The organism is Petrachloros mirabilis, assembly GCF_975968855.1.
The window spans coordinates 1-5666 of the sequence record NZ_CDLUDY010000215.1 but is presented as its reverse complement, the minus strand read 5'-3'; the positions used below and the strand labels follow the sequence as shown (position 1 = coordinate 5666).

The window sequence follows — 5666 nt, the reverse complement described above, 5'->3', positions numbered from 1 at the left end:
GCAAGTTGACCCAATTTCAAGCCCGGGTTCTCGTTCATGTCATTGCTACCATAGAGCGGGTCTTCCGGTGGGAAGGGTAGGGCGATATGGGACAGGGAATAAACCTCCGGTGGCCACACCATAAAGAGATCGCGTTGCCTGAGATCGTCGCTGTCGGCCTGCCTCTCGCGAAAGACGACGGCCTTTGTATCCGCGTGCCGATTGCCAATAATCGCATCGTCATAAGGACGTGTCTGACCTGTTAACAGTGTATCGAGTACAGGAGGACGGCGGATCAGGCCCTGCGCTTCGAATATCCGGTTGATGTCGATAACGACCAGACGGTGGCCACCCGGTTTGAGGCGATCAAACAGACCGGTCAAAAGAGCGCGCGCTGTAACCGTAGCATCAACGGCAGACTGGAAGGCGAGCACGGGGGTTAGCTTTTGAAGGAGACCGTTTGCATCGAGTTGGTCGATTTGTTTCTGGATGTGCCCGGTGATGCGATGGGCCTGCACCGCGGCATTTACGGCGAAGGAATTATACTTGAATGGGTCATATTCGGGCTGGACTGAATTCCAGGCCAGCTTGTCAAGCCCGAGGATGTGACCGAACATGGACTGCCAGCCGGCCAGCGCTGCTGCCGGGGTGACGCCAATCTCAGCTGAGATCAGGATCAAACCAGATGGGCGCGGCAGACCGTCGTCGGCGAGCGCCTCCAAAGCGTATTGCACAGCCAGCGCGCCTCCATTGGAGTAACCGGTCACGACTATTGGCTTGCCCGGGAAGCGACGCGCCAGGTCAGCCACGGCGAGGCGAACTGCGGCAGCCATGTCTTGCCAGCTGGTGAACTTGAGCCCACTCGGCGCCGTTCCATGACCGGGCAGGCGCAAGCCCAGCACGTGGCCGCCTTCTGCATTGAGCATCAGCCCCAGACTTCTAAGACTATAGGGGCTGTCGGAATAGCCGTGCAACAGCAGCGCTGCGAAACTGGGATCGACGGCGGTCAATTCGAACGTGCGGTTCCAATTTTGGGTCCAAGTGTCGGGATCAGATAGACTTCCGGTATTGTAGCGATTGACCCTTGTCCGCTCGGCCGCTGCAATTCGATCGTAAACCTCGCGCTTTAGCTCTGAAAACAGCCTGTCTTCGAGCGCAAAGTAGTCAACAAGCGAGTGAACCGGTGAACTTACGGAGAACTCCTCCTTTAGGTCAGCGCGATGCCAGATGCTAAGTTCAGGTTTGGCGTTGAGTAAGTACACAGCGACGACCATGAAGGCCGTTAAAGCGCCCAACGCCATCATAACGAGCGAGAGCAGGATCAACCTCAGTCGTCCCGGTCTTTTCCCTCGCCCGCTTGCCACTTTGCGACACTCTTATTTTTGCAGTCTTACCGCCAAGTATGCAGAAAGCTCTGGCTGTCGTCGATCTCGACATCCGTACCGCTCCAGACCTGATCGAACACGCGGAGATTGTTCCCGCCGAGGATCTTGGCGCAGTCGTCTTGCGAGTATCCGTGCTCCAACAACTGATCCACAACGGCCGGCAAAATCTTTGCCGGGTTCGGGGTTGGACCCCACATTGACAAGCCCTTCTTCGTCGCCCCTTCTGCCATGCCTTTGTCCGGGTAGACTCCGGGCTTGGAGGCAATCAGCTGAATTGTCTTCGTCATATCCGGAATCCAGTCCGATCCGTAACCAACATGATCAGTATTGCCGAGCAACTGGCACATGTAATCAATATGCCTGAAGATGATCTCAGGGCCTACGACCGGAGGATTTGTCGGGTCGATGTAAGTGCCAGTGGTGAAAACCGAGCAAACACCGCCCGTTCCTGCAATGTCCTTAATCAGTTCATCGCTTAGATTGCGAAACGACGGAAAGATGCCCTTTGCGCACGAGTGGGAGGCGATTACCGGTTTGAGGCTGACGTTGCAGGCGTCGCGGGCCGTACGATCCCCGGTGTGGGTGACGTCGACGACGAGGCCGTAGCGATTGTAGGCCTTGACCAGCTGATGCCCGAAGGCTGTCAGCCCCGGGTCCTGGTCTTCTGCGCAACCACCCCCCACTGCGTTCGCGACGTTGTAGACCAGCAGGCAGTAACCGAAGCCCAACTGTCGCATCAAGGCAACGTTGTGAACATCGGTGCCCATGGGCATGGTGCCCTGGTGGACAAAATAGAGTCCCAGCTTGCCTTGTTTCTTCGCCTCCCGAATATCATTGCCCGACCTAACGATCATGTACTTGTCAGGGCGCTCAGCGATCTTGCGCAGAGGGAATTTGAGGCCGTTAAGCACCGCTGCAGGATCCCCGTCCGCGCCGTCAGCAGATGTACAATACCCAAGCACGTTCATGCCGGCGGCCAGACACTGGTCCATCACCGGATGGAACTGGTCATCATTCTTCCACTGCAGGGGATACACGGCCGAGAACAGCATATCGATAACCGTGGCCTTCTGCATAACCTCCTTGGCACGGTCCGAGGCCGTATACTCCGCCAGATAGGTAGGACTGGTTTCGAACGTGGGCGAGATCAGATCGAGTCCCTGGTTTGCTGTCTGGGCTACAGCATTGCGCACAAAAGCAGTGCCCGCCGCCACACCGGCAGCTGCGTATGTTGCGCCGCGCAACACATCACGTCGGGTGGGGCCAATGCCCTGAAGCGTTTCACAATCTCTATTGATTGACATCAACGGACCTCCTTCTGCTACTAAGTCGCCCTTTTCAAGCGCAATGCTATGCGAATTCTAGGCTGCCAAAGCACGAAGATAATATGCAATTTTTCTGCTTCTGATGGATTGAAGCGACCTTAGTGGATCGTGGAATTCAAATGTCGTGGTGCGGAGCAGTGCGAGGTCAGCCGAACAAGCGGGCCAAGCGTGTCTACAGAAAAGATGCTTGGTTGGACGACAGGTCACAACCATGGACCTGTCGGCAATCCATGGACCTATCAAGATTCAAAACCTGTGAAGTTGGACTCTGCTTGGCAGCTTGTCAGCAAGTCTCATCGTCGTTTTTGCCGAGGCGAGTTCAGCCGCTTCCACGGGTTTGTTACAAAAAAGTAAAATCTGCATAGCTAGCTAGACCCGCGATCCTCTAGCCTACAACGCAAACTGGAGGAGGCTGCGCTATGCAAAAACGGGTAAGAAATTTATCTCGACGTTCACGTCTATTATCGAGCGCCATGTTCCTGCTCGGTCCTGTGGTCCTTGGTTCGTTTGCTGCAAGCGCCGAAGAAATATCGTTCACACAGGATATTAAGCCGATCCTCGATACGAAATGCGTATCATGCCATGCCTGCTACGATGCCCCTGCGCAACTCGACTTGCGTAGCGTTGCTGGCATCCAGCGCGGAGCCATTAAACTCGATCCCTATGCTCCTAGAACGTCTCCGGTCCCCCCAACATTTGTCTGGAACAGCAAGAACACGCTCGAGGACTGGCGCAAGCTCGGCTTCTTTTCTGTAACTGAGGGCGGCAAGGACTCCATCATGGGGAAAATGCTTAGGCTCGGACATGAGAATCCGGTTGAGCCGAATGAGCGCTTTTCTGACAAAGTTGAACTCGATCCGTTCAAAAGGAAATTCTACTTCCCGAACAGTTACGAGATTGACGCTTACATTGCACAAAAGCCACGCGAAGGCATGCCCCTTGCGGTGTCCGGTCTCTTGCCGTCGGAATACGCCAATTTGATTCAGTGGCTCGAAGAGGGCGCAAAGTTCGACCATAAGGTGGCTGAACCTTCTGAGGTCGATCTTGGCATGATCAGCAACTGGGAAGGTTTCCTAAACGGTGAAGATGCTCGCACGCAACTAATGGCGCGCTACATCTACGAGCATATTTATCTCGTTACGTTTCTCTTCGAAAATAAAGAAGATGCAAACTTCTACACGCTTGTGCGGTCTACAACCCCGCCAGGCGAGCCAGTTGTTCCTGTTGCCCAGCACGTAGCAAATGGACCGGTTGCGGAGGGCGACTTCTATTATCGGTTCATGTTGCTGGATCAGACCAGATGCGTGAAGAACACCCGTCTGCAGATGGTGGCAGACGATAAGAAGCTCAACCGTTGGAAGGAAATCTTCGACGAACAAGAATGGACGGCGCAGAGCTTGCCCGGATACAGTGAGGAAGAGCGCTACGATATCCTCGGCATTTTCAAAGATATACCTCCAAAGGTTCGTTACAAATTCCTCCTTGATAATACGTGGAATATTCGCGGGGCCATCGTGCATGGGCCTTCCTGTCATGGCAACCAGGCGATTGGCTCGGTTCAGGATCAGGGCTGGCATTTCTACGAAAATCCGGAGACATCGCTTTATGTGAACGATCCTGAATACAGGGCGATGGTGGACCCGCTGCTGTCGTTTTATATCAATAAGAACAGCGTCCAGGATGCATTCATTACGCGCCACGAGTTCGTGGGGCGACGCAAGAAGTACATGAAGCTTCGGATGGAGCGTGAGCAGGAACTCGGTATAAAGACCCAGATGACGGACATCTGGCGTGGGGAAGACGACGATGATACTCCCATCGTGACGGTTTATCGACACCAGACGGACGCCTACACTCTCGACCCAAAGGTTGCAGCTGGAGATTATCCCAAAGAATCCTGGTTAATTGATCTCCCGATTTTCGAGCAAGCCTACTATACGGCCGTGACCAACTATGACCTGTTCGATTCTTCAGATTCGTGGACTTGGGTGAGAGAGATCTTTGGGCTTTCTCGGATCGAAGCCGAGATGAACTTGCTGCGCTTCATTCCGGCAAAGGACCGCAAGCCGACATTCGCAAGTTGGTACAAGGGTCCGCTGACCGCAACGCGGCTCCGGCTGGAAATGCCCGTTTTCAACCCTGAAGATGAGATCCCAACCGGTATCGAATACACCACAGATGACCCAATGAAGGAGTTTTACATCAAGCTGCTTGACTATATGGGCGACAAGGTCATCTCCGCCGATCCGATAAATCGAGTAGACGCGCCAATCCCCTCTGACCCCGTGGCAGCTGCGATGAGAAAAATCACAGATGCATCTAAGGAAGAGCAGCCGGCATGGCGGAGGTTCAAGGCGATCATACCGGAGGCTTCTTTGCTTCGGATCGATCGAGAGGGGCAGGAACCCTTAGTTTACACAATGACGCGTGACCGTTGGTATGACACCAAGGCATTCATCTCACCGGTCCTTCAGGACGAAGACCCCAGCAAGGGGCGAGTTTCGGTCCTCGAAGGTGTGCAAACAGCTTATCCGAGGTTCATGTTCCGGATCCCTGAAGCTGAGGTTGATGAGTTTGCAGACGCTCTAGTTCAGGCAGGAACCACAGAGGCATTGACAAAAATTGTGGAGCGTTGGGGGATCCGCAGGTCCAATCCTGATTTCTGGGCCTATCTGGATACCATGAAGGAGTATATCCGCCGCAGGGACCCGACCCGAGCCGGAACACTCGATGTGGACCGTTACTTGAACCTTTAGTTCCGGGGAGCAGCTGTGGCTTGAAAAGCCACGAATGGATCAAACTTCGACATGCGTAATTCGACGGCGGCCATGGCCGCCGTCGATTGTCAAGGTCAACTGAAAGCAGGGATACTGAAGTGCGATGAGCCATCAACAGCATAAGGTTGCCGTATGTGCCTTTTGTTTTGGAGTAAGTCTCCTCTCGGTAGCCGCATCGGCGGCAGACCTAGACAATACTT

Annotated in this window: 3 protein-coding genes; 1 reads left to right on the top strand and 2 read right to left on the bottom strand. The window is 54.3% G+C overall.

The window, feature by feature from the left end; all coding sequences use genetic code 11:
* Window positions 1-1343, bottom strand: a 1343-nt coding sequence (locus ACWVCN_RS08920) for an alpha/beta hydrolase (protein WP_455245217.1), incomplete at its 3' end; no start/stop codon positions are given.
* Between the two features lie 26 nt (window positions 1344-1369).
* A complete protein-coding gene (locus ACWVCN_RS08915) occupies window positions 1370-2668 on the bottom strand; it encodes a dipeptidase (protein WP_455245216.1) in 1299 nt (432 codons plus the stop codon).
* 440 nt (window positions 2669-3108) lie between these two features.
* On the opposite strand from ACWVCN_RS08915, the gene ACWVCN_RS08910 reads away from it, so the two are divergent.
* Window positions 3109-5445 (top strand): fatty acid cis/trans isomerase, encoded by a 2337-nt coding sequence (locus ACWVCN_RS08910; protein WP_455245215.1) that lies wholly within the window; start codon window positions 3109-3111, stop codon window positions 5443-5445.
* The last annotated feature ends 221 nt before the right edge of the window (window positions 5446-5666 follow it).

Excerpts from the sequence above, each read along its gene's own strand:
- ACWVCN_RS08915 (WP_455245216.1), bottom strand. The coding sequence starts at position 2,668 with ATGTCAATCAATAGAGATTGTGAAACGCTTCAGGGCATTGGCCCCACC.
- ACWVCN_RS08910 (WP_455245215.1), top strand. The coding sequence starts at position 3,109 with ATGCAAAAACGGGTAAGAAATTTATCTCGACGTTCACGTCTATTATCG.